This is a genomic window from Nitrincola alkalisediminis (genome assembly GCF_009821115.1).
Lineage (GTDB): Bacteria > Pseudomonadota > Gammaproteobacteria > Pseudomonadales > Balneatricaceae > Nitrincola > Nitrincola alkalisediminis.
Window position 1 is genome coordinate 332,472 of the sequence record NZ_VYTY01000001.1, and the last position, 25,095, is coordinate 357,566.

Genomic DNA, 25,095 nt, shown 5'->3' on the forward strand with positions numbered 1-25,095 from the left:
CGTGCGTTAATGCTTAAACCAAATTACCCAGTTATAGGATAAAAAGCGTCTAAGATCAAATGACTAAAAAAACAGTTGTAACAGATAGATCTAAAGTCGAATACTTTTCGTAAAAAAAAATGATTTATGGCAATTGTATAGAAAATAAAACCCTATACTATGGGTGGACTTAACCCGTCTCAAAGGTGTACTTCAATGTTTTTTCGTAAGCAAAATGTAGATTTGAATAAACTCACTCAAGATAAAAAAACATTGGAGCAACGCGCAATTGCAATCAACAAAAATATCGCACTTATAGAGTTTACGCCGGAGGGGGTCGTTAAAACAGCCAATGATTTATTTTTAAGAACTGTTGGTTACAGTCTTTCTGAAGTGCAAGGTAAGCATCACAGGATGTTCTGTGAAGAGGAGTATGTCCGTTCAGCTGCCTATCAGAACTTTTGGAAAACCTTGTCTGAAGGTAAGCCACAAGCAGGCACCTTCCGACGTGTGAAAAAGGATGGAAGTCTTTTAATGCTCGAAGCGACGTATTTTCCTATTTACGATGACACGCATAGCTTGACGGGCTACTTCAAAATTGCATCAGATGTCACTTCAACTCATGCAGAAATATCGAGACAAAAAGCATTGGAGACTGCCCTAGACAGATCCATGGCGATCATTGAGTTTGAGCCGGACGGCACCATCCTTGCAGCCAATAAGAATTTTTTAAGCACGGTGAAATATCAATTAAATGAAATTGTTGGGCGGCATCATCGTATCTTTTGCTATGACCGTTTTTACCAAGATAACCCGCGCTTTTGGCAAGACTTGCAGAAAGGGCGTTACTTTAGTGGTCAGTTTGAACGTAAAACCTCCACAGGTGAGTCCATTTGGATTGAGGCAACCTATAACCCGGTACTTGACGAAACAGGGCGCGTGGTAAAAGTCATCAAATTGGCGACAGATATAACTGTACGTGTCAAAGAAAACCACGCTGTAATGGAAGTTGCACAACTGTCTTCAGCGACCGCTGAAGAAACATCGCAAATTGCAGATCATGGGGCCAAGCTTCTATCGAGATCTGTTGCCATGTCTGAGCAAATTTTAGAGATGGTTGAGCAGGCGGCATCCAGCATTAATGACTTAAATGAACAATCTGTGAATATTGAAAAAATTGTCTCAACCATCAGTGGGATCGCGGATCAAACCAACCTGCTGGCGCTCAATGCTGCAATTGAGGCTGCTAGAGCAGGAGAGCAAGGTCGAGGCTTTGCAGTGGTTGCCGATGAAGTTCGTCAGCTTGCCTCTCGGACCAGTCAATCCACGTCTGAAATACAGAACGTTGTTATTCAAAACAGAAAGTTAGCGCAAGCGGCCACCGAGCAAATGTCAAATGTGAAAGAAAGCGCAATTGCCAGTAACGGTCAAATCATTGAAGTCTCTTCGGTGATGCGAGAAATCAAAGAGGGTGCCGAAAACGTGTCGAAATCCGTGTCAACGTTAATGTCCAATTAGGGGCTGTCATTTCTCTGGGCCGCCTTCTGGTCTGAGCTGCTATCAGGCTCTTAGTTTACAAGGTACAATCTAGCTTCCCAATAAAGATGATTTGGAAGCTAGATGAATCTGCAAAACTCTCCCCCTTCGTCTGATCTCTCGCGCTTTTTTCAGGTTATTGCCATCTGTGCTTTGATGATGGCTGCCTTGAATTTAAGAGGTGGAATCGTTGTTGTGGCCCCTCTAGTCATGGAGGTGCGGGCAGCGCTTAATATCAGTGCGAGCGAGTTCAGCATGCTGACTACCTTGCCTCTGATTTGTTTTGGTGTGGTGTCTATCTTGGTGCCTTGGTTAAGCCGATCCTTCTCCACTCAGCAACTTGCGGTCGTTGGACTGTTACTTATTAGTCTGGGTGTGTGTTTAAGACTGGTGATCTCCTATCCGGTTGTACTGCTGGGTACTGTGATTTTGGGTTCGGCAATCGCCTTATTGAATGTTTTAATCCCAGGTATGGTTAAAACCTTCTTTCCCAAACGTATTGGATTAATGACAGGTCTTTACTCCATTATGCTGAGTTTAGGGGCGGGACTTGGGGTATATCTCGCGGTTCCCATCATGACCTATTATGATAGCTGGCGTTTTCCGGTGATGATCTGGGCGATTTTGCCCTTGATCGGTGTGTTATTTTGGTTGCCGATGCTTAAGTTGAAAAAAGCAGGCAAAGCCTCCGCCTCCGCACGCGCTACCCTATGGAAAGACCCCATTGCTTGGTCAATCACGCTGTACATGGGGCTGCAGTCATTTTACTTTTATGCGATTGCGACTTGGCTTCCAAAAATTTTTATGGAAAGTGGCTTAGACCCTGAAAGCGCGGGTACAGCTGCGTCATTAATTAACATGGTGAGTATTCCTTTTAATTTGATGATCCCGATCTTAGCGGCGCGTATGCGCAGTCAGGTTCCCTTGGCGCTCCTTGTTTTTATCGCCTCCTTTAGTGGAATTGCGGGTTTATATTGGAGTGCCGCGTCAGCGCCGTATCTCTGGGCATCCTTAATGGGAGTGGGTGCTGGATGCTCTTTGAGTTTGGCGTTAACGTTGTTTATTTTACGGACACAAAATGCCTTACAAGCCACCGCATTATCGGCTATGGCTCAAAGTGTGGGGTATATGATTGCGGCGAGTGGCCCTGTGATGCTGGGAGCCATTCGAGATTTCTCTGTAGACTGGCAATATGCTTTATTACTGATGATGATATTGCAGGTTTTCCAACTGGGTTTTGGTTTGTATGCCTCTCGTCCAGGGTATGTTAAAGCGTTAGAGCGTCATTAATTGATTAAGAGAGATGTATGGATATTACGGCTTATTTAAATGCATTTACGGGTTTTTTTGTTATTGTCGATCCCATTGGTACGGCATTGATCTTTAATGCACTGATGCCAGATGCCGATAATCGCAGCCGAGCGATAACGGCGATTAAAGCTACCCTGATTAGCATTGCGCTGATTCTGTTGTTTGGTAACTATGGTGAAGCCTTTATTCATATGTTGGGCATCAATATTAATGCCTTGAGAATTTCGGGTGGCTTATTGCTCTTCTTCACAGCATTCAATTTGGTAACACGAGAAGTCAGCATGCCTTCGGCGTCAAAAGAAAAATCGGATGTGTCAGTTTTTCCACTGTCCATTCCATTGTTAGCGGGGCCAGGTGCTTTAACCCTATCTATTCTAGTTTTTTCAGGCAGTAGTGATCAAAAGGCCAGTGTTTCGATCTTTTTAGCGGTGATCAGTATTTATGTGCTAACACTGGTGATGATGTTGCTTTCAAAATACGTGAAAAAAGTTATCGGAAAAACCGGAGATGAGATTCTCCGGCGTTTCTTAGGCGTTATTTTGGCTGCCTTGGCAATACAGTTTATTTACGACGGCATTACCAATATCTCATCGGCCGTTTAATCAAAGCGCGTATGGCGCCATTCATCAACTTTTTTCTCTAGGCGCTGCAATGCAGCGTCTTTCTCTTCATCTGTCATCCAGCTTCCGGTGAAACTGTTTTTGACCAAGGTTAGAATATGGGCGTGGGTCAGGGGGAGTGCGTTGATCACAGCTGTAAAGTTGTCATTCACGTATCCACCAAAATAGGCCGGATCATCCGAATTTAACGTGGCCTGTAAGTCCTGATCCAGCATCCTGATAATCGGGTGTTCGTCCATCGATCCAATGACACATAGCTTCAAGTTTGATAATGGGCATACGGTGAGCGTATAGCGATGTTCAGCTAAATGTTGGATCAGCTTAGGATCTTCCAACGAGCGATTACCATGATCCACCCGGTCTGTTTTAACCGTGTTGAGCGCTTGCCAAACGTACTCAGGAGGCCCCTCTTCGCCCGCGTGAACCGTTACCTTTAAACCCAAGGCTTTCGCACGGGCAAATACGCGCGCAAATTTCTCAGGCGGGTGTCCTTTCTCAGATGAATCGAGTCCGACACCGGAGATTTTATCTAAATAGGGTAGGGCTAACTCAAGCGTTTCGAATGCGCTTTCTTCGCTCAGATGGCGTAGAAAGGACATGATGAGTTTAAAGCTAATCCCATAGTGCCTTTGTCCATCTTCCAACGCTCGATAAATGCCGTTGATTTGTGTGGCAAAGTCGATGCCTCGCTCTAAGTGACCCTGCGGATCAAAAAAGACTTCCGTGTGAATCACATTGTCCTGATGAATACGCGTTAAGTAATCATAGGTTAAGTCATAAAAATCTTGCTCGGTGATGAGCACCGACATACCTTGATAATATAAATCTAGAAAGGCTTGCAGGTTGCCAAAGGAGTAGGCGGCTTTGAGTTCATCGGTGCTTGAGTACGGAAGTGTGACCTGATTACGTTGAGCCAACATAAACATGCGTTCAGGCTCTAGGCTGCCCTCAAGGTGCAAATGCAATTCAGCTTTAGGAAGACTGTGCGCAAAGTCGATCAGTAAACGCTTCATATGTGAGCCTCCAGCCAGGTGGGATAAGACGTTGTTATCCTTATACTACTGAACTTGTCGAGTAAAGTTGAGTAAAACTCTAAAAAACATCTGAATTGGTTTTCACAAGATCCGTTATCAAAAAATGAATCAATAATAAGGTATCTTTGTTTGATTTTAGTGCGAGTTTAAGAGAAAGTGCTCAAATAAGTTGCAGTGGTTGCACATAGATAGGGCATATAAGGCTTTGATACCCATGGCCTTTGTTTTGCATGTTAAACATTTTGAATGTATGTGAATGGCTATATTAGATTGAGACCAGCGTATGAAACTACACATTACTCCAGCTTCACGGGCGCGTCATCAATTCACGTTGCATCTAAAGTCGACAGTTGAAACAGGGGATTTGAGTGCACGCAGTGGTGTTGATTACCCTCTGGCACACGCCTTTGATCAGCTGTCACTTCGTCTTCATGACTCTTTTACTGAAGGCTTGCGTCATGCCGTGGCGATTGCGGGTCAAGCGCCACTATTGGCCGAGTCGGCTAATTTGGCTGAAAAAGAAGGGGCAACATTAAGTGAAGCCTCGGCACAGTTGGCCAGCGCAAGTGAGGAAATCAGTGTCACGATTAGCAAAGAGTTGGGGCCTGCAGCTGAGACAATGCACCAGTTGGCGGCTGATGCCTCACGGCAAGTGGCTGAATGTGATGTTCAAGGACGGTCGGTGGGGGAACTCATGGAAACGATGCGAACTGAAATGTCGGCGTTGCAGACCCGCATTCAACGGGTGGATCAACAAGCTGAAGAAATGCTGCGTTTGGTCGAGATGATTGCCGATATTTCACGTCAAACCAATCTTTTAGCTTTGAATGCAGCGATTGAAGCCGCTCGGGCGGGGGATGCTGGCCGGGGCTTTTCGGTGGTTGCAGACGAGGTACGTGCCCTTGCTGATCGAACGATGAATGCAACCGGCGAAGTCGAAAATCGCATAGGGCTGATCCGAGGCGAGGTGACAGAGTTAACCCAAGGAGGGGAGTTGGTCAGCGCTCGAGTCGAGACGGGTTACACTGCTATTGGAAATATGCGAGATTTTCTTAAAAAAAGTCGATCCGATATGCAAATGCTGGAAGATTGCAGCCGTCAGGTAGCATCAGGCACCACTCAGATAGGTTCAGCCATTAGCAGTGTAACACGTGATATTCAAGGTATTGCCGATGCCTCGAAGCACTTATTAGAAACGTCAGCTCAGCTGGGTTCTGGGAGCACAAGTATTCGCCAGCATGGTGATCAGTTGCTGGAAGCACTGGGTGTGTATCAGTTGGATCTGCATGGTACAGCACGAGATGACGTCGAGAAATTGGCTTCAGATGTTGGTTTGAACGAACCGCATCAAGAGCAACGCGTTGAGCAAACCTTGCGAGCGGCATTAGGTCGCAGTGGTCGACGCTTTGAGCTTTTGTATTTGGTTGATCCGAATGGGCGACAAATCAGCGCCAATATTCACCCTGAGTGGGTCGTGGTGAACTATGAGGGAACGGGCAAGGGCCGGAACTGGTCGGATCGTAAATGGTTTAAAGAGGCGATACGAAACGAGCGGCCTTACGTGAGCCCTGTGTATCGCTCTGTGGCTACCGATGACTACTGTTTTACGGTCAGCGTGCCTGTTCGGCATCCTGAAAAAGGCATCGTAGCTATCCTTGGCGCGGATGTGCGTTTGGCCGCTTTTTTGGATAGCTAAGCCCATTCACTCTGTTGCCAAGATGGATAGTGTGTATCCGTCTTGGCTGTCTACAGGCTACAGATTGCAGCCTTTTTGTCTGTGTTGATGGAGTCCATTACCGCTGCCTGCTATGATCGAAGGAGACGCTCGAATTCACAGTGTTGCCAAAATACGAAGGTCATTTTATGCACGCATCCCCTTTAGTAACGTCCGAATGGTTACAAACGCACCTGCAAGACCCTGATCTTGTTGTCATCGAAGCCAGTATTGGTAAAGTCATAGGTAAAGAGCCGATTGAGTATGACTCACCTGTGTGCATTCCCAATGCCATTAAACTGGATATCGAAACTGATTTGTCGGATTTAACCTCTAGCTCAGTTCATGCCTTTCCCACTCTTGAGCAAATGCGCTCGTTACTTAAGCGTGTGGGAATTAACCAGCGTCATACATTGGTGATTTACGATAACCAAGGCATCTATGCAGCCCCCAGAGTTTGGTGGATTTTCAAAACCTTTGGCTTTGATAAAGTGTATATTCTGGATGGTGGATTACCCCATTGGTTGCAAGAAGGGAGAGCCGTTGCAAGCGTTTATACAACGTCAACGGGTTGTTTGGTCGATGACGCCTTGCAGTTACATTCGGCTAATCTTAAATCCAGTGCTGAGATTTTATCGAACATTGAATCATCCTCATTTAAGGTTGTGGATGCCCGTTCGGAAGATCGCTTTATGGGACGCGTTTCAGAGCCTCGCCCGGGAGTGCGAAGTGGGCACATACCCCAATCCCTCAATCTGCCTTTCCTAAAGGTTTTAGATGGACATCTGTACAAGTCCCCTCAAGACTTAGATCAGATTTTTGCAGCATTGGCCTTGGAACCCAGTCGTCCGATTGCGTTTTCCTGTGGCTCGGGAATTACCGCGTGTATTCTGTTGGTAGCGGCTATTGTGTCGGGTAGAGAACAGGTGAGTCTGTACGATGGCTCCTGGGCCGAGTGGGGGGCTGGGGAGGGGTTTCCGGTTGAGGGGGAAGCCTAGTTAATCACTAATACGTGTAACAGTTGTTTTACTGACGGAGGTGTAATGAGTACCCAAAGGTATGGTCGTATTTATTAGAAAGTTGCATTACACTCAAGCTCTTAGCACATGGACATATGGACGTTTTTGTGAATACTTCGGAGCAACAACGACTCTGGTTGATTGAGCTGCTAGCTTGGTGGGAAGGGCGGGTAAATACCTCGGATCTAGTGCGAGAATTTCAAGTCACCCGCCAGTCGGCCAGTAAATGCATTAATCAGTATTTGGCTTTTCAGCCTGGTAGCCTTGCTTACAACACTCATCAAAAAGTCTATCAGCCGACAGACGCTTTCAAGCCTTTATACCTCAATGGCGATGTAGCGGAGTACCTAGAATGGGCAACTCGCCATACCAATACTCTGGGCCTGAATATGCACCTTCCTTACGACGCAGTCCCTCTGCCTCCACGTCATATACAGCCTGAAATAATGAGACAGTTGGTGCAGGCAATTCGTGAACACCGAGCCTTGGAAGTGGATTATGTCTCTCTTACCAATCCCGACCGAGAAGGTCGAATCATTGTCCCCCATAGCTTTGTAAAAACAGGCCTGCGCTGGCACTTGAGAGCCTGGTGTGAAAAAAGCCAAGAATACCGTGACTTTGTTTTGAGCCGCTTTCGCGGTGTACCTGAATTAGAGCAGGTATCGGATAAAACGGGTGAAGATGACTACGCCTGGCACCTCCTAGTTGAGGTGATCTTCACCCCTGATTCAAGGCTAACCCCCGCCCAAAAAGACGTGATCGAAACGGATTACCAGATGGACAACGGCGAACTGCGCATCACTACCCGAGCCTGTTTGATTCAGTATTTGATCCAGGAAATGCAAGTCAATACCAAAATGCTGGATCCAGATCCTAAAGCGCAGCAGCTAGTCCTAGTCAATAAACATGACATATCCGAGTGGCTTTTTTAGCGTTTGAGTTGCTGTTGGAGACGTTTGGGCTGTGAATGTGTAAAAGAAATTTACTGGTTATTTGAACAGGGGTTGTGAGGAGTAGGAGATCCTATTAGTTTTATTTAAAAGGATTCGCTCATTTGCGAAGAGGAAGTGACTAATGACGTATATAGCGCATGCCAGAATATTGCCTAATGGTGACTGGGATGAACCTCATTTACTTGAAGATCATTTAACTAAAGTGGCAGCACTGGCATCATCATTTAGCCAGCCTTTTGAGTCGGCTGAGTGGGGGAGAGCTTCTGGGCAGTGGCACGATTTAGGGAAATATGGAAGTAGTTTTCAAGCCTATATTCGTGATCGCTCGGGTTTTGATAAGGAAAATGCGCACATTGAGCAGGCTCCGGGCAGAGTGACTCACTCAACAGCTGGAGCGGTGCATGCGATTAATCAATGGCCTTCTGTGCCCGGTTATGTGTTGGCCTACCTCATCAGTGGTCACCACGCTGGTCTTCCTGATTGGTTTGGTGCTCGTGGATCATTGCAATTTCGTCTCGCTGAAGCGGAACAGGAGTATATTGAATCATTTGGTGCTCCCATACCTGAGCGACTTTTGGCTGTAGATCAACCTTCAATACCCTTGGTTGCACGTAATTCAGATTCGATTGCTTTATGGATGCGTGTTCTTTTTTCCTGTCTAGTTGATGCTGACTTTCTGGATACTGAAAGTTATATGTCGCCTGAAAAGGTGGTTAATCGTGGCTGCTATCCATATCTGAACGATTTACATCAGGTATTTTTTGAAAAAATGCAGCAGCTTCAAAATAATGCTGATGTCACTGAATTAAATACAACCCGCAAAGCGATTTTTCAGGCCTGTCAGCAGATGGCAAATGAGCCGTCCGGGATTTTTAGCTTGACAGTGCCAACCGGGGGCGGCAAAACCCTAGCGAGTCTAGGCTTTGCTCTAGAGCATGCCAAGCACCACAATAAATCCAGAATTATTTACGCGATCCCTTTTACCAGCATCATCGAACAAAATGCGGATGTTTTCAGGGCTTTTTTGGGTGATGATGTTGTTCTGGAGCATCACAGCAGTTTGGATCTTGATCTCAGTGCTGAAAGTGCGGCTTCACGTCTCGCCACTGAAAACTGGGATGCGCCTCTAATAGTGACGACTAATGTGCAGTTATTTGAGTCTCTGTTCGCCAGTCGTACCAGTCGTTGTCGAAAGCTGCATAATCTGGTGAACAGCATCATCATTCTAGATGAAGCTCAGCAGGTTCCTCGGGATTTTCATGCTCCCATTACTCAGGCTATGCAGCAGATGAGCGATTATTTTGGTGTTACTTGGGTGCTCTGCACAGCCACTCAACCTGAGCTAGGCGAGCAGAAAGATGCTTTCAAACGAATATTGCATGCCGGTCTGAAAAATGTTCAGGAAATAATGCCTGATCCAAAAGGGCTCGCACAAACGCTCAAGCGAGTCACGGTTGAGTTGCCTGATAACCCTGATCAGCCATCAACTTGGGAAGCGTTGGCTTTAGAAATAGCAGCTGAGCCTTGTTGTCTGATCATCGTGAATAAGCGTCAGGATGCTAGAACTGTCTATGAACTGTTGCCGAATGATGGTCATGCTTTTCACCTGTCGGCCAATATGTGCGCTGAACATCGATCAAGCGTGCTTAATAAAATTCGACAGCAATTGGCTGCAAGACGTGAGGGTGACTCAACGCCTTTAAGAGTCGTCAGCACCCAATTAATTGAGGCTGGTGTGGATGTGGATTTCCCTGTTGTATTTCGGGCTATGGCGGGTCTTGACTCTATTGCACAGGCAGCCGGACGCTGTAACCGTGAAGGCAAAATGACTGAACTTGGTCGAGTCGTTGTCTTCCAGCCTGAAACCCTGCCTCCACCGGGTTTTTTGCGTCAGGCGGCTCAGACGACATTGGTATTATTGAAAAGTGGTCAGCTAAAAGATCCTTTAAGTCCAGAAGCAATCAAGGTGTTCTTTACTAAACTCAACGGGCAGGGAAGTCGTGATAAGCACAATATTTGTGATTTATTAAAAGCAAAAAGCTCACCTGATGCTCCATTAGAAATTCAGTTCAGAGAGGCAGCAGAAAAGTTCCGTCTGATTGATGACCAAGGAATCGCTGTGGTAGTGCCCTTTTGCTCTAAAGAGCATGAAGAAAGCCCTGTTTATGCTTGGCTGGGGGTATTGGAAAAGGATGCCTCTCAAAAGTGGGTTTATAGAAAATTGCAACGCTACAGTGTCACTTTACCGGAAAATTTGGCTAAAGCGTTATTGAGTGTAGGTGCAGTCTATCAGCAGGCTGGACAATTTGTTGTTGAAACCAGTCACTATCATTCTATTTGGGGCGTGCAGGCACCTGACAGTCTGCTCTCTGCTGAGTCCAGTGTTATTTAGGAGGATTTATGGGTTTTTGCCTTGAAGTTAGCGGAGAATTTGCCTGCTTCACTCGACCTGAAATGAAGGTGGAGCGAGTCAGTTACGATGTCATCACGCCTTCCGCTGCTAGATCTATTTTTGAAGCGATCCTTTGGAAACCAGCTATTCAGTGGCAGGTGACTCAGATTGATGTGCTCAACCCTATCAAGTGGATGAACCTTAGACGCAATGAGGTGGAGTCGATTGTTTCTGCAAGAACGGCTCAGACTGCCATGAAAGAAGGTGTGGGTGATTTAGGTATTTATGTTGATGAACAGCGACAGCAAAGAGCCAGCTTGTTACTCAAAGATGTTCGTTATCGTATTTATGCCCAGTTTAGTATGACTGACCAAGCAGGACCGCAAGACTCAGCTGCTAAATTTGCAGACATGTTTCGTCGCAGAGCTGAAAAGGGGCAGTGCTTTAATCAACCCTACTTAGGTTGTCGTGAGTTTAGCTGTGATTTTGAATTGGTAAGTGATAAGTCTGATGCTGTTGAACCCATTGAAGAAACACGTGATCTGGGTTTCATGCTCTATGATTTGGATTACACAGACTCTGCCTCACCTAGCCCTCTGTTTTTTCGAGCCCAGATGAAAAATGGTTGCGTCATGGTTCCGTCCAGAGACAGCCAGGAGGTGCGTGGATGATCTTACAAGCCTTATGTGAATACTATGATCGCAAAGAAGCTGCTGGTGACCCATTGCCGCCTTTGGGTTTTGAAGAGAAGGACATCCCATTTGTGATAGTGCTATCGCCTGAGGGTCGATTCGTACAGCTTCGGGATACGCGCGAAATACAGGATAAAGGCAAGCCAGAGGCCCGAAGATTTATCGTTCCCAAAGGTGCTGGACGAAGTGGAGCAAAGTCCTACGAAACTGCATACTGCCTATGGGATCATTACGGTTATCTGCTCAATCAGCCCAAGGTGAGTAAACCCGGCAGTCAGCCTAGTGAAAAAGATATAACGATGGCTATCAATCAACATCAGGCCTTTACTGAGCTGGTAGATCGACTTAGTCATGAAATTTCAGATGATATAGGGGTCCAGGCGGTTCGCGCGTTTTTGCACAATGAAGCCGAAAAAGAAAAAGTCAGACAAGCACCCGAGTTTCAAGAATGTTTGAAAATATCAGGTTGTAATATGACCTTCCAGCTTAGTAGTGAAAACGATTTAGTCTGCCAGTCTGAGTTTGTGCAGCATTGGATCAGTGAACAACCCTTAGATAGTGAAAATCAGTCGGGAGTTTGTCTGGTTACCGGCGAGCCAACCAAAATTGCCCGTTTGCACCCTTCCATTAAGGGTGTCTGGGGTGCACAAATGGCAGGTGCAAATATTGTCTCCTTCAACATTGACTCTTTTAACTCATGGGGCAAGGACAAAGGAAATAATGCTCCGGTGGGTGAAGACGTTGCTTTCAAATACACCACAGCACTAAATCAGTTGCTGCGTACCCATAGCCCCTTACGAATGCAGATGAATGAAACCTCGGTAATCTGGTGGTCAACAGGTGAAAATTTGTTGGAAGAGAGCCTGCCATTCTTTTTCAATGACACATCGAAAGATGACCCAGAGCAAGGTTCACGTGCCGTTCGTCAGCTCTTTGAGAGTTTGCATACTGGCGCCTTTCATGAAACCCAAGGCAAAGAAAGGTTCTATCTGTTGGGTCTTTCACCTAATGCGGCACGTATTGCAGTACGTTTTTGGCAGGTAGGCACGGTCGCAGAGTTCAGTGAGCGCTTAGTGCAGTGGTTCAATGATATTGAAATTACTGCTTGGGATTTTCACTATCCACCTTTGAAACCTTTGCTACGTTCTACAGCGCTTCTTCACAAAGATGAAAATCTTCCACCCCATCTGGTCGGGGAAACTATCCGCAGTATTCTGATGGGGTTACCGCTTCCAGCTAGTCTTATGCAAGCTGTGATTAAACGCATCAAGGCAGAGCAGGGCAAAATCACCTTCTATCGTGCCAGTTTGATCAAAGGCTACCTCAACCGTTTGTACCGCTATCAGCAATACAGCAACAAGGAAATTACCATGGCTTACAACCCCGAAGAAAAGCGGATTGGCTATCGGCTGGGCTGTTTGTTTGCAGTTCTGGAAAAACTGCAAACAGATGCTAATCCAGGTCTTAATGCCACCATCCGTGATCGATATTACAGCAGTGCCAGTTGTACTCCAAAATCCGTTTTTGGCACATTGATGCGCCTCCATTCCCATCACCTCAAAAAACTGCCACACCAGGGTCAGCGGGTGAATGCCGAAAAACGTATTGCCGAAATCATGGCCGATATTAATGACTTTCCTGCTCACCTGAACCTTGAGAATCAGGGGCTGTTTGCCATCGGCTATTACCATCAACGCCAGGCACTTTTTACTAAAAAAGAAATAGACTTATCCAAGGAACAACCTGAAGGAGCTGATGCATGAGCCTGAATAATCGTTATGAATTCATTTTTTTGTTTGATGTTAAAGACGGCAACCCCAATGGTGATCCTGATGCGGGCAATTTACCCCGTGTGGATGCCGAAACTGGTCAGGGGTTAGTAACTGACGTTTGTCTCAAACGCAAGGTACGTAATTATGTAGGGTTGGTTAAAGAGGAAACCCCTCCCTATGAAATATATATTAAAGAAAAGGCAGTCCTGAACAGGAACAATTTGCGGGCTTATGAAGCTCTAGAGTTAAAGCATGAGTCAAAAAAGCTTCCCAAAAAAGAAGAAGATGCCAAAAAAGTCACTCAGTGGATGTGCCGGAACTTTTTTGATATCCGCACCTTTGGTGCAGTGATGTCCACCGAAATCAATACCGGGCAGGTACGTGGACCTATCCAGATAAATTTTGCACGCAGCATTGATCCAATTGTGAGCGCTGAGCATAGCATTACCCGTATGGCTGTCACCACGGAGAAAGAAGCTGAGCAGCAAAGTGGTGACAACCGAACCATGGGCCGAAAATTTACTGTTCCCTACGGCCTATACCGTTGCCATGGATATGTATCAGCAAATCTAGCTAAGCAGACGGGATTCAGCGAGGATGATCTTCAGCTATTCTGGGATGCATTGATCAATATGCTGGATCATGACCGTTCCGCCAGTCGAGGTGAAATGTCCCCATGTGCGCTATATGTATTCAAGCATGAATCTCCATTGGGCAACGCACCTGCGCGTAAGCTTTTTGAGTTGGTGGAAGTTAAGAAGATCTCAGAGGGGCCAGCAAGAAGTTTTAAAGATTATCAAGTCATTGTTGATCAGGATAAGCTACCGCAAGGCGTAGAGTTGATTAAACTACTGGACTAATATGAGGTGAAACAGGGATGTTTGCTTGCTCATCTATAATTTACACGGGTCATGCTCTCCGACGAATGTTTGATCGTGGTCTATCAGAACAAGAAGTATCTACGGTGATCCAAACAGGTGAGATCGTCAAGGACTACCCTGATGACAGTCCTTACCCCAGCCAACTTCGTCTTGGTTGGGTTAACAATAAAACCATTCATGTGGTTGTTTCCAAAAATGCGGAAAACAATTCATGTTATGTCATCACTGCCTATTATCCTTCATCGGAAATCTGGCATGAAGATTTCAGAACTAGGAGACAAAAATGAAATGTGTCATTTGCAAACAGGGTGAAACCCAACCAGGAATGACAACCGTTACCCTCACTCGGGGCGAAGTCACTCTGGTGATTAAAAATGTTCCCGCTGACATTTGTGAAAATTGCGGTGAATACTATCTTAGTGATGTCATCTCCAGAAAAGTTATGGCTATGGCTGAAGAAGCACTAAAGCATAATCAGGAAGTTGAAGTGATTCAGTTTGCTGCCTGATGGATGAAAGAATCATGCAGGATACCAAGCTCATACCTCTATCAGCTTTACAGCACTTTGCTTTTTGCCCTCGCCAGTGTGCTTTGATTCATAATGAGCAGGTCTGGGCTGAAAACTTCCTCACAGCTCAGGGACAACAACTCCATAGCCGAGTAGATAGTGGTGAACCTGAAACCCGTAAAGGTGTGAGATTTGAGAGGGGCGTGCAGGTGGCTGCTCACTCTTTGGGTCTGATTGGTAAGATGGATTTGCTAGAAAAAGATACTTCAACTGGGCAGCTCACCCCTGTTGAATATAAACGCGGAAGACCCAAGCCAACTGACTTGGATGAGATTCAACTTTGTGCCCAGGCGCTTTGTTTAGAGGAAATGACAGGGCAAGTTGTTAAGGAAGGAGCTCTTTGGTATCACCAAACTAGGCATCGTCATCCCGTACATATTAGCGATAAGTTGCGGCAGCGAACAATGGAAGTTATTACTGCTGTTGCGCAATTATTTGCTAGTGGTCAAACACCACCAGCAAAGTACGAAAAAAAGTGTGATGCCTGCAGTCTATTTGATTTATGTAATCCTAAAGTCCTGCAAAAAGACTCGAGCAGACGGTATATAGAGCAACTATTCGCAGAGGAGTTACCGGATGAAAAGGCTCCAGAATAGCCTCTATATTAATACACAGGGCGCGTACCTTCATAAAGAGCGAGAAACTCTGGTGGTTGATATTGCTAAAGAGAAGGTACTGCAGCTTCCTATTCATTCTATCAGTGGAATCTTTTGTTTCGGTAATGTGATGGTTTCTCCTCAAGTGATGGGTTTTTGCGGTGAGCGTGGAGTCAATTTAGCTTTTTTCACTGAGTACGGTCGTTTTCTTGCTCGGGTTCAGGGACGGCAAACTGGTAATGTGCTGTTACGTCGTTCACAGTACAAATATGCTGATACGAGAGCTACTGAGATTGCACGGACTTTGGTTGCAGCTAAAATTCAGTCGCAAAGACAAATACTACAACGTCATCAGAGAAATTATGGCAAGCAAGATGATGTTAACCAAACTATTGCCTTGCTCAAAAGTACTGTTGAAAGATTAAAAATTGCAAAGGATTTAGATATTATCCGTGGTTTAGAAGGGGATGCAGCTGCACGTTATTTTTCTGTATTTAACCATCTAATCACTGAAAAATCAGGAGACTTTAACTTTATACAGCGGACAAGAAGGCCGCCAACCGATCCCGTTAATGCATTACTCTCATTTTTCTACGCTATTGTGGGAAATGATATTAGTGCGGCTTTACAAGGGGTAGGGCTTGATCCCCAAGTTGGTTTTCTTCATCGGGATCGACCTGGTAGAGATAGCTTGGCCCAAGATATCTTAGAAGAGTTTCGAGCTTACATTGTTGATCGTTTGGTTTTGACTTTAATCAATCGCCAACAGATCAAAGCTGCCGATTTTATTTATGAGGCCAGCGGTGCTGTCAAGCTTAAGGACACCGCACGAAAAGTAGTCCTTCAGGAGTTCCAAGCAAGAAAGCAGAAAACCATCATACATCCATATCTAAAAGAGGAAATACCCTTGGGCTTGCTGCCACACGCGCAAGCGTTGTTACTTGCGAGACACTTGCGTGGTGACTTAGAGTATTACCCGCCATTTCTGGCTCGATAAAACATTTAAAGGAGTTCAAAATGTTGGTGTTGGTTACGTATGATGTATCCTTTGATGATCCAAATGGACCAGCAAGGCTTAGAAGGATTGCCAAAATATGCGAAGACTTCGGTACGCGAGTCCAATACTCTGTTTTTGAGTGTGATTTAGAGCCTGATCAGTGGGTGAGACTAAAAGCTCGACTACTGGATACTTACGATGAAGCAGTGGATAGTTTGCGTTTTTATATGCTTGGTAAAAACTGGCGTAGAAAAATCGAACATCATGGTGCGAAGGCTGCTCTTGATTTGTTTAAGTCCCCCTTAATTATTTAAGCGCTAACCTCTAGTTCTCATAAATTAGCCGCTAGGTTAGCGTTTAGTTAATTATATGATATTTATGTGTTTTTTAGACCTTCTGTGTTTTGTTAATCAACTTAATTAGAGCTTCACTGGTGTTAGCGTAAATATCCGCTATAGGATATGATTTACGTGTCTTTGAGAGAAGGCAGTCGCGCCTCACGCAGGCGCGTGGATTGAAACTCTTTCATTGCGCGGTGCTTGCCGTGAAACACCGTGTCGCGCCTCACGCAGGCGCGTGGATTGAAACATCAGCTAACAGTACACGGATCGGACGTGATGCAGTCGCGCCTCACGCAGGCGCGTGGATTGAAACAACAAGGCGCGATTGGCTGAGAAAACCTTTCAGGCCGTCGCGCCTCACGCAGGCGCGTGGATTGAAACATCTTGATTTACTGAATTAGAAGTTACTAAATACTCAGTCGCGCCTCACGCAGGCGCGTGGATTGAAACCGTGGTTCTCAGCAAATTTATGATGCTGCCAACGGAGTCGCGCCTCACGCAGGCGCGTGGATTGAAACAAGCCATGACTTGGGCGGTCGATCAGGAGTTGCCCGTCGCGCCTCACGCAGGCGCGTGGATTGAAACGGTACAGCTCCTGTGCATCTAACTAGCGATCCGGTCGCGCCTCACGCAGGCGCGTGGATTGAAACACAGCAGATTTGGGATGACTGGGTAAGGCAGCGCAAGTCGCGCCTCACGCAGGCGCGTGGATTGAAACCTACTGATGAGGTGACAAAGTACAGCGATGCCCCGTCGCGCCTCACGCAGGCGCGTGGATTGAAACAGTTCAACTCGCTTTGCACCTGCCGCAATCATGCGTCGCGCCTCACGCAGGCGCGTGGATTGAAACAATGAGTTTCATCTTTTCGTGCCTTTGATTCTCGTCGCGCCTCACGCAGGCGCGTGGATTGAAACTCGCGCATGATCTTTGTCTGGATTTAACGCCAGTGTCGCGCCTCACGCAGGCGCGTGGATTGAAACTGTGTGGCCTGTTCAGCCCTGTAAACTCAGAGCAGGTCGCGCCTCACGCAGGCGCGTGGATTGAAACGATGTGATTGACAATAGTCACGGGCATCACTTACTGTCGCGCCTCACGCAGGCGCGTGGATTGAAACCAGATCCCGCAAACCCTACCTGACGCACTGCGCCGTCGCGCCTCACGCAGGCGCGTGGATTGAAACATCGGTAGAATCATCTTCAGAAAGATTGCTGTGAGTCGCGCCTCACGCAGGCGCGTGGATTGAAACATTGGATTGTTTGTGATCGCGTCATTTTCTGAAAGTCGCGCCTCACGCAGGCGCGTGGATTGAAACTTGCTTACGTTGCAAGCGTAAGGGTGGCGGCGGGTCGCGCCTCACGCAGGCGCGTGGATTGAAACCGTTAACAGGGTCCGAGAAATAACTTAAATAGCCGTCGCGCCTCACGCAGGCGCGTGGATTGAAACATTTCTAAGCTAAATTTATCAACGGCTAGGTCGTGTCGCGCCTCACGCAGGCGCGTGGATTGAAACATTTCTAAGCTAAATTTATCAACGGCTAGGTCGTGTCGCGCCTCACGCAGGCGCGTGGATTGAAACAATTAATCCTGTATTTTTCACGATCCTGAGCGCGTCGCGCCTCACGCAGGCGCGTGGATTGAAACATACCTCTGGAAGGCTATCACGTAAACACTACCGAGTCGCGCCTCACGCAGGCGCGTGGATTGAAACTGGGCGTCGCCGTTGAATAATCGCTCGGCTGCCCGTCGCGCCTCACGCAGGCGCGTGGATTGAAACATCGGCGGCTGGTGTTTCGGTTGAGCAAACGGCGTCGCGCCTCACGCAGGCGCGTGGATTGAAACCAGACATGCGCAATCTGAGAAACCCTTGGAACGGTCGCGCCTCACGCAGGCGCGTGGATTGAAACTGCCAATGAGTTGCTCAGCCATTGCGCGACTAAGCTCGTCGCGCCTCACGCAGGCGCGTGGATTGAAACAGATGTTGCGTATCCACACGTTACATATTGTGAAGTCGCGCCTCACGCAGGCGCGTGGATTGAAACATAAAAACCTCTTGTTGAATGTAAATTATACAGAGTCGCGCCTCACGCAGGCGCGTGGATTGAAACTGTGCAGATTGAACGAAGGGCAGTGGCTCAACAGTCGCGCCTCACGCAGGCGCGTGGATTGAAACATTTTTGCCTTGCTGCTTATTGCCGTAATAAGCCGGTCGCGCCTCACGCAGGCGCGTGGATTGAAACCAGCCGCCGCTCCCGTGGCGATACCCGCGACCGGTCGCGCCTCACGCAGGCGCGTGGATTGAAACTGTCTCGCGAGGAATCCGAGGGCGTGGTGAACGGGTCGCGCCTCACGCAGGCGCGTGGATTGAAACTCCGGTCGTACGTACGGCGGGGAAGCCTTGGCTGTCGCGCCTCACGCAGGCGCATGGATTGAAACCAGGCATTACCATCAGGATCAGTTTCGTTGTCAAAGTGTTCTCGAGTCCGCTCATGCAAGTACTCGGCAATCTCTGACATCATAGGTCGAGTGTTTTTAACCGCCTTGAAAAGCCTTTCCAATGCCGCTTGAACTTCTATGTCGTCGCAGTCGACGCGGATACTGCTATTTGATCCGGTCATGATTAGCTCCTATACTTCTAATTGCTGCAGGTCTATAGCACTCCGAGGTGCGCCCAAAGAGCCTGCGCGGGGTGGAACGGCGGGGCGATCCACCCTCACTATTCCTCTCGTCTGTATAGCAAAATCCCTTCCCGCTGACTTTCCATGTACGCTTCACGATTAAGCAAAACCTGCCCTTTGTTCACTCGCTTGGGCGTAAAGGCTGTATTACCTGACCACGCGCCCTGACCAAAAAGCACAACAAGCCCCGTACTTTTAGTGTGGGGAAGGATAGCGCTGGGAGGCGGCAGCCTCCCTTAATGTGGTCGGGTTTGCTGCTCAATATATTGTCGAATGACTGAGATGGGCGCACCACCAACGCTACCAGCGTAGTAGCTTGGACTCCAGAGTGCGTTTTTCATATACGCTGGTTTAATTAACTCAGGGTGCAGTTGCTTGAGCCTCCGACTCGACACCCCTTTCAGGCTATTCACCAGTTTTGATATGGATACTTTCGGCGGAAAGTTTACGAGAAGATGAACATGGTCCTTCTCGCCATTAAACTCCACTAACTCTGTTTCAAAGTTCGCACACACACTGCGAAAGATACTTTCCAGCGACCTGAGATGTTCATCAGTGAACACCGCACCACGGTACTTTGTGATAAATACCAAATGTGCATGTAGATCAAAAACGCAGTGCCTGCCTGTTCTGTAAGGGTTGTTTTCTTTCATAGACCAATTATATGGACTTGCACTGAGTGTGGTGTCACTCAAGACCGCGACGTTAACGCGGCCAGGAATATTCTCGCGCTCGGGCATGGGCGCCCTGTAGAGGGAATCCCCGTGCTTTAGCGCGGGAAGGATGTCAATTTGTCAGCACTTAATTTGGTTGAGTGTGTAGCTTGTGCAAATAGAGTGATCTAGCTATTTGGCTATGCCTGATGCAAAAAAGCCCCATAAAGGGGCTTGATTTGATTACGCGCATTTTTGGGTAGGTTGCCATCCTTGATCAGTTTCCTCCAAATCAATTTCCAACTCATGAATTTGTCGATCCAAGTTGGCAAGCTTACTAAGTAAGCCCGCGATAGGCTCTTCGTTAATGGACTCCATATAAAGATCTCGCAAAGCTTTATCTGCAAGAACATGAATCTTCTGTTCACCTTTCTCCCATTTTGCAATGGCTTGGTCAGTTTTGTCCATCAAACCACCAAGAGCTTTCTGAGAAAGATCCAGTTCAACTCTGAGAAATCTAAACTCGCGGCCTGTAAGTAAACCTTCTTTAGAGACTAGGCTTTTTGCAATCACGCGATGCAGCCCATCAATATCATGAATAGCAACACCTGTGCCATGCGCAGTGTCGGTAACTGTGTAGCCATTAGCAAGATGGATATTATTCAGTCCGCACGCTTTATAGTGATACATCACTATTCCTCCTGACCCCATACTGTCACTACAAGGCATGTAGTATTTTCTCGATTTACAAGCTTTGCAACCACTGTTACATTTATTCCAGCGGTCACCCTTTTTAATTTATAACGCCAACCGCGTTCTTTATCCGAGCACCAGCGCATATCGCCAATTTGCTCACCATTCTTCAGCACATTAATAATTTGCCTCATAGAGATATCTCTTTGTATCATTCTTTCTAATGCATGATCCAAAAGGGACAAACTTTCAGTTTCTGATCCGGCAATGCGGCGTATTTCGTCACGCACACTATCCCTACTGATGAACGGGAGTTCTATCAGTTTAGCTGTTTCCTGCATCGCCTTCCTCTTTGGCAGTAATCTATACTTATTATAGGTTAAGTGTGCTTATATGCAATAGGTATTGTTGGTTAGCTGGTTACATCCTGCATAATGTGACTGCTCACAACTCTAACGAGGGTTTACGCTGGATTATACTAAAGGATAGGCGAAAATAGGATGGGGCTTTCAAGGAGAGTTTTAGAGGATTGCCAAGCTTTGTTTAATATGAGTAGGCAAATATTAACCCCGCTTTATTTCACTCATTTTTATCTTTGCGGCCTGTGAATGTTACATGCACTAAAAAGATAAGGCGAAATAAAAAACGTCACGAAATTGTCACTAGATGATTATGAAAAGAATTAACGATTTATTTTTACTGCTTAATATTGGTCGGGACGGCAGGATTTGAACCTGCGACCCCTTGCACCCCATGCAAGTGCGCTACCAGGCTGCGCTACGCCCCGACTCATTTCTCCATCAGGCGTTGCCTTCAAGAGGACGCAAATACTACATGAACCGAATTACAGTGTGAAGCTCTTTTTGGAATTTTTTTGCAACTCTTTGAGTTGCATAGCCAATTAAGCTTATCGTCTTATGCCTTAAACACCCGCCAAGCCACATACCCCGCAATCAGCCCCCAAAACGCACTGCCGACAGAGAAGAGCGTCATACCTGATGCCGTCACTAAAAAAGTGATTAAAGCGGCTTCACGGTGAGATTGCTCCTGCAGAGCCGTCGATAAGCTATTGCCAATAGTTGAAAGCAGAGCCAATCCTGCCAGTGCCAGTACCAACTCTTTAGGGAAGGAAGCCAATAACAGCGCCACCGATCCGGCTAAAAGACCCGTTAGAAGATAAAAGAATCCTGCCGCTACAGCCGCTGTATAGCGTCGTTTTTTATCAGGATGCGCATCTTCACTCATGCAAATCGCGGCGGTGATGGCGGCAAGGTTCAGTGCATAGGCACCAAAAGGGGCGAGGACTAAAGTCGTTAGACCTGTCCAAGTAATCAAGGGCGATATGGGTGGCTCATAGCCCGCCGCTCGGATGGTCGCAATTCCTGGCATGTTTTGCGAGGCCATCGTGACGATAAACAAGGGAATGCCCACGCTGATGAGCGCCGATAGCGAAAAACTGGGCATTGTGAACACAGGTTGTGCGATCTGCCATTCCAGCTGATTGATCGTCATCAGGCCTTGCGCCCAGGCCATGATCACACCGCCTGCCAACACCAACAAAATGGCATAGCGGGGTGCGTAACGCTTACCGACAAGATAGATGGCGAGCATCAACATTACTAGGGCAAGTTCAGATTGTGCAGATTCGAAAATCGATAAACCAAACTGAAACAGAACACCCGCAAGCATCGCATTTGCCAGTGGAATGGGGAGGTACTGCATGATTTTGGCAAACCAACCCGTGATGCCCGCCAGCGTGATTAAAATGGCGCTAAACATAAACGCGGCAATGGCCTCAGGTAGGCTGACACCATTTAAACTCGTCACCAAAAGTGCAGCGCCTGGGGTCGACCAAGCCGTTAAGATTGGTGTTCTGTAATAGAGCGTCAGCCCTAGGGTCGAAATGCCCATGCCGATGCCGAGTGCAAAAAACCATGAGGTCATCTCGGCTGTACTGGCGCCAGCCGAAGAGGCGGCCTGAAAAATGATAACCGCTGAGCTGGTATAGCCCACCAAAATGGCGACAAAACCGGACGTCAGGGTGGATAATGAAAAATCTTTAAACAACTGTGAAGTTAGAAAATAGGGAAGTTTCACGAGGGCACCTGTTTTTTGAAGGGCTGAAGGTCGCTATGCCAAACGAATCTGTTATATTGTGCGCTATAACGCTCATTCGGTGAGCATAACACTGTGCGCTATAGCGCACAATCGGGATGAGGAATTTTTTATGTCAGAGCCTCCAGTATTGCAGTTAGGCCAGCGCTTGCGACAACTGCGCCAAGAACGGCAATGGAGCTTGGATGAGGCCGCTAAACACACTACAGTTAGTAAGGCCATGTTGGGTCAAATAGAACGAGGAGAGTCCAGCCCAACCCTATCGACACTCTGGAAGATCGCAACTGGGTTTCATCTGTCTTTTACAGCCTTGGTAACGGACTTATCAGTTGCCTCTACTGAGCCAAATCCTAAGGCATCAAATCGCGTGATCTCTGACGATAGGGGAATAGACGTCGTCACCTTGTTTCCTTATGATCCATTGGTTGGCTTCGAGGTTATGTATTTACGATTGGAGCCAGGCAGTCAAACCCAATCTGACCCCCATGAAGAGGGTGTTCTAGAACATTTGATGATCTTGGAAGGTGAATTGGAGCTCTTTATCGATGGCGCTTGGATTCGGCTGAAGCAAGGGGATAGAGTGAAGTTTGCAGGCGATCAGTTTCATGTGTATCGCAACTCAGGCGAGACGCCTGTCGTGTTTCATGACATTATTCATTATGCAAAATCAAGTTGTAGGTCTTAGAGGGGCGATTATGAGCAAACTCTGTTTACATCTCATCATCAGTGGCCGAGTGCAAGGTGTCTGGTTTCGGCGTTTCACGCAGGAACACGCCCAGCTTAATAATGTGACGGGCTGGGTAAAAAACTTGCCGGATGGTTCCGTCGAAGCCTTGCTCTGTGGGGATGAGCAAAATGTGCGTCATGTCGAAACCTGGTTGAGTAAAGGTCCAGAGTTGGCAAATGTTGCAGACATTCAAGCACGGCAACAGGCGATGGATGAGTCCTTTACATGCTTCGAGATACGTTAATGCAGTATAGGAATATTGTTGTTTTGACGGGAGCGGGTATTTCCGCAGAGTCTGGCATTAAAACCTTCCGCGATTCGAATGGGCTCTGGGAAGAGCATCGTATTGAAGATGTGGCAACGCCAGAAGGTTTTGCTCGCGATCCTGAGTTGGTGTATCAGTTTTATAACCAGCGTCGGGCCCAATTGAAGCAGGCCGAGATTAAGCCGAATGCAGCACACTTGGCATTGGCGGAGTTTGAGCAACGCCATGTCAGTATGGGAGGACGTTTTACGTTAATTACGCAAAATGTCGATAACCTGCATCAGCGAGCCGGGAGTTTAAATATACTGACGATGCATGGCGAATTGCAAAGTGCGTTGTGTTTAACCTCGGGCAAAGCTCAGGCATGGACTGAGGACTTAACGAGCCAGGATCGCTGCTCATGCTGCCAGCCTCCCAGTGCCATGCGGCCTAATATCGTTTGGTTTGGTGAGGTGCCGTATGGCTTGGACGAGTGCTTTGAATGCGTAAGTGAATCCGATGTATTTATCTCTATTGGCACCTCTGGCAAGGTGTATCCCGCCGCTGGCTTTATGTCGGTAGCGAAGACTGCCGGTGCTCATACGGTTGAGCTAAATATGGAGCAAACAAGCCATACCTTTGATGAGGGAATGTATGGTCCCGCTTCAAAAGTGGTTGTCGAGTATCTTAACTCCATTCGCATATAAAGGAGTCAGCGCAAGATGAGCTGTTGATCATGACAACTCATCCTGCCGCTTGGAAATTATGCTAAAACCGACGGGTTTAAGCTGTATGTGCAGGTGATCGATGCGGAGTCAATGATATGGGGCTGAATCGCGGCTAGGAGATCAGCACCTTTTGCTGCCCCTTTCAGATCAATCGACGCCGTATTCAAGGCATAGACGGTAAACACATAATGATGCAGGCGCTCATCATTCCACGGCGGGCAAGGGCCATCGTACCCAAAATACTGACCTTCCATTTGTTCATCACCTGCAAACCAGGCGGTATAGTCATTCAAACCATGATGCATGCCTTCAAGGGCGTTTGGACCGGGTTTTCCACGAGGCGTAACCCCTTGGCAATGTGTACCTTCCTGTATTTCTGAGGTGGAAGCTGGAATATTCCAAAGTAACCAATGGTAGAAATCGACGCGGGGCAAATCCTTAGGCACTGTTTGACCTTCTTTATTGACCTGATCTCCTTGGCTAGGCACATCAATATCATGACAGATAATCGCAAACGAGAGCGTACCTTCAGGCACATCGCTCCATGCTAAATGTGGATTTTCGTTATCGGATAGGGTGATTGGGCTATCTGATGCAATTTTAGCAAACGCAAATTTCTCGGGAATAGCATGACCTTCTTGAAGGCTTAAACTCGTTAACTTCATGACAAACTCCTGATGTCTTGGTATCGATTAGGATCAATTTTTTCTACGCAGGTTCATTAAATCCAGACTTGAAAGAGGTAAAGCCTACCTCAAATGTGTGGCATTTATGAGCATTTATTACGCTCTATTTTACCTTTTGTGCCCTGCAATTGGGCAAAAAGGGTTAAAATTATTCCTCATAGGAATTTAA

At 46.9% G+C, this 25,095-nt stretch carries 24 protein-coding genes, 1 tRNA gene, 3 pseudogenes and 1 CRISPR repeat array; of the genes and pseudogenes, 20 read left to right on the forward strand and 8 right to left on the reverse strand.

Annotated features, from left to right (window positions below; all coding sequences use genetic code 11):
- Window positions 1-195 precede the first annotated feature (195 nt).
- The 4 genes and pseudogenes from F5971_RS18745 to F5971_RS01540 all read left to right on the forward strand — a co-directional run.
- Window positions 196-960 (forward strand): annotated as a pseudogene (locus F5971_RS18745) (PAS domain-containing protein); the annotation flags it as partial.
- A 177-nt stretch (window positions 961-1,137) separates the two neighbouring features.
- Window positions 1,138-1,497: pseudogene (locus F5971_RS18750) on the forward strand (methyl-accepting chemotaxis protein); the annotation flags it as partial.
- Window positions 1,498-1,599: 102 nt separating this feature from the next.
- Entirely contained in the window at window positions 1,600-2,805 is a 1,206-nt protein-coding gene (locus F5971_RS01535) for a CynX/NimT family MFS transporter (RefSeq protein ID WP_051513858.1), read from the forward strand.
- A gap of 17 nt (window positions 2,806-2,822) precedes the next feature.
- A complete protein-coding gene (locus tag F5971_RS01540; RefSeq protein WP_051513864.1) occupies window positions 2,823-3,428 on the forward strand; it encodes a MarC family protein in 606 nt (201 codons plus the stop codon).
- Here F5971_RS01540 and F5971_RS01545 read toward each other — a convergent pair.
- On the reverse strand, window positions 3,425-4,459 hold the full coding sequence (locus tag F5971_RS01545) for an adenosine deaminase (protein ID WP_193493628.1): 1,035 nt from the start codon (window positions 4,457-4,459) through the stop codon (window positions 3,425-3,427). The two genes, F5971_RS01540 and F5971_RS01545, sit on opposite strands and share 4 nt — an antisense overlap.
- A gap of 304 nt (window positions 4,460-4,763) precedes the next feature.
- On the opposite strand from F5971_RS01545, the gene F5971_RS01550 reads away from it, so the two are divergent.
- From F5971_RS01550 to cas2, 12 genes are all read left to right on the forward strand, one after another.
- Complete coding sequence (locus tag F5971_RS01550) at window positions 4,764-6,176, forward strand: methyl-accepting chemotaxis protein (RefSeq protein WP_193493630.1); 1,413 nt, start codon at window positions 4,764-4,766, stop codon at window positions 6,174-6,176.
- A gap of 167 nt (window positions 6,177-6,343) precedes the next feature.
- Window positions 6,344-7,192, forward strand: coding sequence for a sulfurtransferase (locus F5971_RS01555; RefSeq protein WP_193493632.1), 849 nt, complete (start codon window positions 6,344-6,346; stop codon window positions 7,190-7,192).
- A 128-nt stretch (window positions 7,193-7,320) separates the two neighbouring features.
- Window positions 7,321-8,145, forward strand: coding sequence for a WYL domain-containing protein (locus tag F5971_RS01560; RefSeq protein ID WP_246187740.1), 825 nt, complete (start codon window positions 7,321-7,323; stop codon window positions 8,143-8,145).
- Window positions 8,146-8,287: 142 nt separating this feature from the next.
- Window positions 8,288-10,558 (forward strand): CRISPR-associated helicase Cas3', encoded by a 2,271-nt coding sequence (cas3, locus tag F5971_RS01565; RefSeq protein WP_193493636.1) that lies wholly within the window; start codon window positions 8,288-8,290, stop codon window positions 10,556-10,558.
- An 8-nt stretch (window positions 10,559-10,566) separates the two neighbouring features.
- Entirely contained in the window at window positions 10,567-11,229 is a 663-nt protein-coding gene (gene cas5c / locus F5971_RS01570) for a type I-C CRISPR-associated protein Cas5c (protein WP_193493638.1), read from the forward strand.
- Window positions 11,226-13,013 carry a type I-C CRISPR-associated protein Cas8c/Csd1 gene (gene cas8c / locus F5971_RS01575; protein WP_193493640.1) on the forward strand — a complete coding sequence of 596 codons (1,788 nt, stop codon included), beginning with the start codon at window positions 11,226-11,228 and terminating at the stop codon, window positions 13,011-13,013. The genes cas5c and cas8c overlap by 4 nt, the downstream gene beginning before the upstream one ends.
- Window positions 13,010-13,882: a type I-C CRISPR-associated protein Cas7/Csd2 gene (cas7c, locus tag F5971_RS01580; RefSeq protein ID WP_193493642.1), complete on the forward strand. Its 873-nt coding sequence runs from the start codon at window positions 13,010-13,012 to the stop codon at window positions 13,880-13,882. Before cas8c ends, cas7c begins: the two co-directional genes overlap by 4 nt.
- A gap of 17 nt (window positions 13,883-13,899) precedes the next feature.
- Entirely contained in the window at window positions 13,900-14,190 is a 291-nt protein-coding gene (locus F5971_RS18755; protein WP_425489316.1) for a DUF4258 domain-containing protein, read from the forward strand.
- Window positions 14,187-14,411 carry a type II toxin-antitoxin system MqsA family antitoxin gene (locus tag F5971_RS01590; RefSeq protein ID WP_193493647.1) on the forward strand — a complete coding sequence of 75 codons (225 nt, stop codon included), beginning with the start codon at window positions 14,187-14,189 and terminating at the stop codon, window positions 14,409-14,411. The genes F5971_RS18755 and F5971_RS01590 overlap by 4 nt, the downstream gene beginning before the upstream one ends.
- A gap of 14 nt (window positions 14,412-14,425) precedes the next feature.
- Window positions 14,426-15,067: a CRISPR-associated protein Cas4 gene (cas4, locus tag F5971_RS01595; RefSeq protein ID WP_193493650.1), complete on the forward strand. Its 642-nt coding sequence runs from the start codon at window positions 14,426-14,428 to the stop codon at window positions 15,065-15,067.
- On the forward strand, window positions 15,048-16,064 hold the full coding sequence (gene cas1c / locus F5971_RS01600) for a type I-C CRISPR-associated endonuclease Cas1c (RefSeq protein WP_112157075.1): 1,017 nt from the start codon (window positions 15,048-15,050) through the stop codon (window positions 16,062-16,064). The genes cas4 and cas1c overlap by 20 nt, the downstream gene beginning before the upstream one ends.
- A gap of 20 nt (window positions 16,065-16,084) precedes the next feature.
- Complete coding sequence (gene cas2 / locus F5971_RS01605) at window positions 16,085-16,378, forward strand: CRISPR-associated endonuclease Cas2 (protein ID WP_193493653.1); 294 nt, start codon at window positions 16,085-16,087, stop codon at window positions 16,376-16,378.
- A 175-nt stretch (window positions 16,379-16,553) separates the two neighbouring features.
- A CRISPR array of direct repeats spans window positions 16,554-18,838; the repeat unit is 32 nt; unit sequence GTCGCGCCTCACGCAGGCGCGTGGATTGAAAC.
- Window positions 18,839-18,891: 53 nt separating this feature from the next.
- On the opposite strand, the pseudogene F5971_RS18760 reads toward cas2, so the two are convergent.
- Window positions 18,892-19,020: pseudogene (locus tag F5971_RS18760) on the reverse strand (hypothetical protein); the annotation flags it as partial.
- Window positions 19,021-19,316: 296 nt separating this feature from the next.
- On the reverse strand, window positions 19,317-19,733 hold the full coding sequence (gene tnpA / locus F5971_RS01615; protein ID WP_193493655.1) for an IS200/IS605 family transposase: 417 nt from the start codon (window positions 19,731-19,733) through the stop codon (window positions 19,317-19,319).
- Here tnpA and F5971_RS01620 point away from each other — a divergent pair.
- The gene (locus F5971_RS01620) at window positions 19,698-19,853 is read left to right on the forward strand and encodes a zinc ribbon domain-containing protein (protein ID WP_246187741.1); all 156 of its coding nucleotides are present in this window, start codon (window positions 19,698-19,700) and stop codon (window positions 19,851-19,853) included. The two genes, tnpA and F5971_RS01620, sit on opposite strands and share 36 nt — an antisense overlap.
- A gap of 123 nt (window positions 19,854-19,976) precedes the next feature.
- Here F5971_RS01620 and F5971_RS01625 read toward each other — a convergent pair whose 3' ends face one another.
- The 4 genes from F5971_RS01625 to F5971_RS01640 form a co-directional block, all read right to left on the reverse strand.
- The gene (locus F5971_RS01625) at window positions 19,977-20,423 is read right to left on the reverse strand and encodes a helix-turn-helix domain-containing protein (RefSeq protein ID WP_036506761.1); all 447 of its coding nucleotides are present in this window, start codon (window positions 20,421-20,423) and stop codon (window positions 19,977-19,979) included.
- Between the two features lie 2 nt (window positions 20,424-20,425).
- Complete coding sequence (locus F5971_RS01630) at window positions 20,426-20,767, reverse strand: DUF4258 domain-containing protein (RefSeq protein ID WP_193493657.1); 342 nt, start codon at window positions 20,765-20,767, stop codon at window positions 20,426-20,428.
- 369 nt (window positions 20,768-21,136) lie between these two features.
- Window positions 21,137-21,213, reverse strand: a tRNA-Pro gene (locus F5971_RS01635).
- A 128-nt stretch (window positions 21,214-21,341) separates the two neighbouring features.
- The gene (locus F5971_RS01640; protein ID WP_246187742.1) at window positions 21,342-22,523 is read right to left on the reverse strand and encodes a benzoate/H(+) symporter BenE family transporter; all 1,182 of its coding nucleotides are present in this window, start codon (window positions 22,521-22,523) and stop codon (window positions 21,342-21,344) included.
- Between the two features lie 130 nt (window positions 22,524-22,653).
- Here F5971_RS01640 and F5971_RS01645 point away from each other — a divergent pair, with 130 nt between their 5' ends.
- Genes F5971_RS01645 through cobB form a run of 3 tightly spaced genes read left to right on the forward strand, consistent with a single transcriptional unit; the run spans window position 22,654 to window position 24,219 of the window.
- The gene (locus F5971_RS01645) at window positions 22,654-23,226 is read left to right on the forward strand and encodes a helix-turn-helix domain-containing protein (protein WP_036506767.1); all 573 of its coding nucleotides are present in this window, start codon (window positions 22,654-22,656) and stop codon (window positions 23,224-23,226) included.
- A gap of 10 nt (window positions 23,227-23,236) precedes the next feature.
- The gene (locus F5971_RS01650; RefSeq protein ID WP_193493660.1) at window positions 23,237-23,512 is read left to right on the forward strand and encodes an acylphosphatase; all 276 of its coding nucleotides are present in this window, start codon (window positions 23,237-23,239) and stop codon (window positions 23,510-23,512) included.
- Entirely contained in the window at window positions 23,512-24,219 is a 708-nt protein-coding gene (gene cobB / locus F5971_RS01655) for a Sir2 family NAD+-dependent deacetylase (protein ID WP_193493662.1), read from the forward strand. The genes F5971_RS01650 and cobB overlap by 1 nt, the downstream gene beginning before the upstream one ends.
- A 56-nt stretch (window positions 24,220-24,275) precedes the next feature.
- Here the strand turns inward: cobB and F5971_RS01660 are convergent, their stop codons facing one another.
- Window positions 24,276-24,905 (reverse strand): YbhB/YbcL family Raf kinase inhibitor-like protein, encoded by a 630-nt coding sequence (locus F5971_RS01660; protein WP_036506773.1) that lies wholly within the window; start codon window positions 24,903-24,905, stop codon window positions 24,276-24,278.
- Between the last annotated feature and the right edge of the window lie 190 nt (window positions 24,906-25,095).

What these genes read in the sequence shown, in the direction of transcription:
- cas8c (WP_193493640.1), top strand. Translation starts at nt 11,226, where the DNA reads ATGATCTTACAAGCCTTATGTGAATACTATGATCGCAAAGAAGCTGCT.
- tnpA (WP_193493655.1), bottom strand. Translation starts at nt 19,733, where the DNA reads ATGAAAGAAAACAACCCTTACAGAACAGGCAGGCACTGCGTTTTTGAT.
- F5971_RS01535 (WP_051513858.1), top strand. Translation starts at nt 1,600, where the DNA reads ATGAATCTGCAAAACTCTCCCCCTTCGTCTGATCTCTCGCGCTTTTTT.
- F5971_RS01540 (WP_051513864.1), top strand. Translation starts at nt 2,823, where the DNA reads ATGGATATTACGGCTTATTTAAATGCATTTACGGGTTTTTTTGTTATT.
- cas5c (WP_193493638.1), top strand. Translation starts at nt 10,567, where the DNA reads ATGGGTTTTTGCCTTGAAGTTAGCGGAGAATTTGCCTGCTTCACTCGA.
- F5971_RS18755 (WP_425489316.1), top strand. Translation starts at nt 13,900, where the DNA reads ATGTTTGCTTGCTCATCTATAATTTACACGGGTCATGCTCTCCGACGA.
- F5971_RS01550 (WP_193493630.1), top strand. Translation starts at nt 4,764, where the DNA reads ATGAAACTACACATTACTCCAGCTTCACGGGCGCGTCATCAATTCACG.
- cas2 (WP_193493653.1), top strand. Translation starts at nt 16,085, where the DNA reads ATGTTGGTGTTGGTTACGTATGATGTATCCTTTGATGATCCAAATGGA.
- F5971_RS01630 (WP_193493657.1), bottom strand. Translation starts at nt 20,767, where the DNA reads ATGCAGGAAACAGCTAAACTGATAGAACTCCCGTTCATCAGTAGGGAT.
- cas7c (WP_193493642.1), top strand. Translation starts at nt 13,010, where the DNA reads ATGAGCCTGAATAATCGTTATGAATTCATTTTTTTGTTTGATGTTAAA.
- cas3 (WP_193493636.1), top strand. Translation starts at nt 8,288, where the DNA reads ATGACGTATATAGCGCATGCCAGAATATTGCCTAATGGTGACTGGGAT.
- F5971_RS01590 (WP_193493647.1), top strand. Translation starts at nt 14,187, where the DNA reads ATGAAATGTGTCATTTGCAAACAGGGTGAAACCCAACCAGGAATGACA.
- F5971_RS01625 (WP_036506761.1), bottom strand. Translation starts at nt 20,423, where the DNA reads ATGTATCACTATAAAGCGTGCGGACTGAATAATATCCATCTTGCTAAT.
- cobB (WP_193493662.1), top strand. Translation starts at nt 23,512, where the DNA reads ATGCAGTATAGGAATATTGTTGTTTTGACGGGAGCGGGTATTTCCGCA.
- F5971_RS01545 (WP_193493628.1), bottom strand. Translation starts at nt 4,459, where the DNA reads ATGAAGCGTTTACTGATCGACTTTGCGCACAGTCTTCCTAAAGCTGAA.
- F5971_RS01645 (WP_036506767.1), top strand. Translation starts at nt 22,654, where the DNA reads ATGTCAGAGCCTCCAGTATTGCAGTTAGGCCAGCGCTTGCGACAACTG.
- F5971_RS01650 (WP_193493660.1), top strand. Translation starts at nt 23,237, where the DNA reads ATGAGCAAACTCTGTTTACATCTCATCATCAGTGGCCGAGTGCAAGGT.
- cas1c (WP_112157075.1), top strand. Translation starts at nt 15,048, where the DNA reads ATGAAAAGGCTCCAGAATAGCCTCTATATTAATACACAGGGCGCGTAC.
- cas4 (WP_193493650.1), top strand. Translation starts at nt 14,426, where the DNA reads ATGCAGGATACCAAGCTCATACCTCTATCAGCTTTACAGCACTTTGCT.
- F5971_RS01555 (WP_193493632.1), top strand. Translation starts at nt 6,344, where the DNA reads ATGCACGCATCCCCTTTAGTAACGTCCGAATGGTTACAAACGCACCTG.
- F5971_RS01660 (WP_036506773.1), bottom strand. Translation starts at nt 24,905, where the DNA reads ATGAAGTTAACGAGTTTAAGCCTTCAAGAAGGTCATGCTATTCCCGAG.